Annotated in this window: 2 protein-coding genes; both read right to left on the reverse strand. The window is 62.5% G+C overall.

What is annotated here, in order from left to right:
• Window positions 1-151: 151 nt before the first annotated feature.
• Window positions 152-1,513 carry an FAD-dependent monooxygenase gene (locus Q4P21_RS15880; protein WP_303389692.1) on the reverse strand — a complete coding sequence of 454 codons (1,362 nt, stop codon included), beginning with the start codon at window positions 1,511-1,513 and terminating at the stop codon, window positions 152-154.
• 708 nt (window positions 1,514-2,221) lie between these two features.
• The gene (locus Q4P21_RS15885) at window positions 2,222-3,697 is read right to left on the reverse strand and encodes an MFS transporter (protein ID WP_303389693.1); all 1,476 of its coding nucleotides are present in this window, start codon (window positions 3,695-3,697) and stop codon (window positions 2,222-2,224) included.
• Window positions 3,698-4,115 lie beyond the last annotated feature (418 nt).

Raw genomic sequence — 4,115 nt, forward strand, 5'->3', positions numbered from 1 at the left:
CTGGTCGAGTAGCGCTCGGCGAGGAACGAGCCCTGCGCGTGTCGAGACCTCATGCGTCTCACCCAAAGCCGCCCAGTGCTCGGCATGTCATCACCGACACCACTCCTCACCTCGTTCGCCTTGCTGGGGCTCCTTGGTGCCGCAGGTTCGCTCAGGCAGGTGCGCGACGTATTGGTGGGCGGGGATTCGCCGGGCCGGTGCCCCGCCAGCGCGTCCGGATGCTCGCAAGGAGCAGGGCCGGGTGCGCCATCACCAACGGTGACGCCATGAGGTGATAGACGCGTGCCATCGCCAACGTCGCACGAGCGTCACCGTGCGCGGCTAGCCGACCCACCTCACCGACCCAGGCTTCGAACAGCACTTGGACAGCCGACTGTCGCGCTCCGGAGGGCAGCAGGCGCAAATCTTGTCCCGTGGCGATTGCCCACGGCAGGTCAGCGACGCGCGCGCAGTGGCGTTGCAGCCGACGAAGTGCCATCGGGCTGGCAGCATTTCTCAGGCTGTCGCGCAGCACCACGGCTTGGCAGGCCGCCACAGTGATGCCCTGGCCGTAGACGGGGTTAAATGCGCACAGCGCATCCCCCACGACGAGCAGACCGGGTGGCCATCGACGGAGTCGTTCGTAGTGGTGCCGACGGTTACCCGTTTGCCGATGCAGATGCACGTCCCCGAGAGGCTCGCCGGCAGCGGCGACTTCGGCCACGGCGGGGTCCGTCAGCCCTTCAAAAAATTGCTCGAACCCAGCATGATCCCGGGGCGGACGCCGGTCACCTGCTCCCACCGCCGTGACAAGCCACCGCCCACCCTCCACGGGCAGCGCCATGCCGCCAGCAGGCGTCCGAGGCGTCATGAGCAGGACAACGCCCGCGGGCTCCACCGCGCCCGGCGGCACAGAGTAGGTGCGGGTGGCATACCCCACGTGGGCGTCGACCTCGGAGACCTGGACGTCACCCAGACCTTCGTTCTTCAGCCACACCGGTAAACGCGAGGAGCGGCCGGAGGCGTCCACCACGAGACCTGTCTCCCAGACGTTCCCATCGGCGAGGCTCACCTCCCACGTCTGCGCTTCCCTACGGCGGTGCAAGCCCACCACCCGGACTCCATCGCGGATCTCGATGCCCGGCAAGGCCCGCACACGACGGCGGACGACGTCCTCCAACAAGGGCCGGGTCACCGACAGCACCGTGTACGCCTTGCGACCGTAGTCCGACCACCCTGTTTCAGCGAGCCACGCAAGGTCGCCGGTATCGATGGCGATGGCACCCAAGCTTTCCAGCTCGGCACCGACTCCGGGGAGCAACTCCTCCAGTGCCAGCATGCCGCGATGAAGGAATACGTGAGGCTGGTTGCCCTGCGGAACGCCCGGTCGAGGTGCTGGCCGAACGGGCAGTCGGTCGCGCTCAAGCAAGATGACACGGCGCCCCGCACCGGCGCACGCCACCGCCGCGAACAGTCCCGCGAAACTGGCGCCCAGAATGACGACCGTTTGCGGTGTACCGGTCTCCTTGATCATGGTCCTCTTCCATCGCCGAACGCTTGTCAGTCATGGACATCCCCGGATGCAATCAGAGTACTGCGCCGTACCGCTCATTGGCTGAGGCGTAAACGGCCCATTCACCGGCTCAAGAACTCCCGGCATCTACGGATCGAGACGCGCCAGATAAGGCGTCCCTTTCACTCGCCAGTGCTCCATCGTCAGAATACCCCGACCGGGACAGGGGCGACTTAAACGCGGAAGTCTTGCTGCAGGTCTCCTACGAATTCGTGGCCGTTGCGCAGCGAGGCAAAACATGGGTGTCGGTGAATGGCTTAAATCCGCAGCTGTCCTTGGCCGTCTCACTCGTTTGACGTGCTCTGGGTCCGGCGGTGGAGACACCACTCCACACCCCATCTCCCCCTGTCTCGCGGCGGGGTGGCACTTGACGCGTCGCCGAATCCTGGAGTTTGGCATGAGGCCCAGCCGACGTACCGGTCGGTCCCTGTTCGTTTGAAGGCGAACCGGCACCGGAGTGGACCTCTGTCAGGAAGGCTTCCTCGTTGGTCGGCACGCTCTGAATTCCCAGCTGGAGCAAGATCCGAATCCACGCCAGACAACGTAGATCTGGCAGATCGATTTCGTACGTCCCGTTGGATCTCATCTCGCGGCACTGGCGCCAGCCTCGGCAGGTCTCAGCGGCACTTGAGTTCCCCCGAGGAACGGTTGGTTTTGCGCACAGATCGACTAGGAGCCGTTTACGCATTCCAGAACGTGAGGCTGTTGCCGCCCCTCCCGCGGAATGAACAAGGTGAGCACCCCACCCAGGAACGCCGCAGCGGCCCCAATGGCGAAGGCAAGGAGGAACGCATTCCGCGTGGGGACCTGACCTTCGCCGCCCGGGACAGGCATGGTGCTGCTGACGAGGACGATCGCCATCACGGCCCCCGAAATGGTTGTTCCCATGGACCGCATGAGTGCGTTGACCCCCACACTTGAAGCAGCTTCTTTGCGTGGCACATGCCTCAGGATGAGCGTGGGCATTGCGGCGTAGCCGACTCCGACGCCTGCGGAAGCTACGGACGCGACGAACATCAGTTTCCATGGGGCATCAGACATGAACACTGCCAACAGATACCCGAGTCCCACTCCCATGGCCCCGATCGCCAAGGTGATCCGCCCTCCAAAGCGGGTGAGTAACATACTCGAAATTGGAGAAAATGCGAGCATTGCAAACCCGGCGGGCGCCATCCACAGACCAGTTGCCATGACCGACTGCCCCAGGCCGTGTGGGACCGAGGTCGGTGCCTGCAGAAGCTGGGGAATCACGATCGACTCCGTCATCATTCCAAAGCCGACGAGTAGAGCAGCAATGTTCGTGAGAAGAATCGGCAGTTTGGCCGTTGTTCGCAGGTCCACAAGCGGAGCTGCATGCTTCAGTTCGTAGCGTCCCCACAGGGCAAGGATGATGATCCCACCCACGATGATTCCGACAGTGGGTACTGACATCCAGCCCCAGTCGTTGCCCTTGGTCACTCCGACCAGGATCGCAACCAAAGCAGCAGACAATCCGAATGCCCCGGCGTAATCGAACGGTGCCGGATGTTTCAAGGTGCTTCGTGGCAGAACAGCGGCTGAGAGCACCAGCATCACTGCGGCCAGAATTGCTGATACCCAAAACAGTGCGTGCCAGTCGAAGACTTCGAACACCCACGCCGCGAGGGGTAACCCGAGAGCCCCTCCAACCCCCAGGGTCGCGCTCACCGTGGCAATGGCTGAGTTCACCATCCGAGGTGGAACTGCTTCCTGAACCAGGCTGATCGCTACCGGGATGTACCCCATGGCCAGGCCCTGCAGAATTCGCCCAATGAGGACGACGAGGAAGGAACCGAAAAGTGCGGCGAGTAGGGACCCCACAAGCAGAATCATCGAGGAAATAACGAGCAGGGCCTTCTTCCCGTGAATGTCCGCCAACCGGCCTGCAACAGGCATGGCTATCGCACCACCGAGCAACGTTGCCGTCACGATCCACGCAGTGTTTGAAGCTGAAGTGTGCAGCAAGGCGGGCAGGTCACTTTGGATGGGAATCACAAGAGACTGCATGAGAGACGCGCTCAGGCTGGAGAATCCAAGCACGAACACGATCAGCCACGGACGGCTGCGGGAATCTATCGGGGGCTCTTGCGCCGAGGACGCATGAGACATCTGAACCTCTGAAGTCACGAGAAATGTGTAGACGCTCCTCATTGCGAGGAGCGTCTGGACCGTACAGGATCGATTCTGGCAAGGACAAATACTGAAGATTGGCGGTGCTGACTGGGTGCACAGCACATAGACAGATCACCACGAGGGGAGCCACCCGGATCCGGGCGTTCGCCTATGCCGACGATGCCGTCCGGGTGCCAGGACAAGAGACGCCCTCAGCCAGCCAGCGGGTGTCAGCGGCGGATTCCGGCTTGCTATTGGATGTCATCTGGGCACGACTTCTTGTCAACAAGAGTTGCGTGACCTCTTTCAGGCTCAAGGGCACCCGGTGGAGACATCGCCGCACCACGAATGCTACTCGCAGGGGTCGCAATCGTAATTTGGACGGTATCTAAGATAGGGAGCCGTTTGTCCAAAGTAGGCTGCAGCTCGACAA

The sequence above is a fragment of the Arthrobacter sp. genome, from assembly GCF_030540645.1.
Classification (GTDB): Bacteria; Actinomycetota; Actinomycetes; order Actinomycetales; family Micrococcaceae; genus Specibacter.

Excerpts from the sequence above, each read along its gene's own strand:
- Q4P21_RS15880 (WP_303389692.1), bottom strand. The coding sequence starts at position 1,513 with ATGATCAAGGAGACCGGTACACCGCAAACGGTCGTCATTCTGGGCGCC.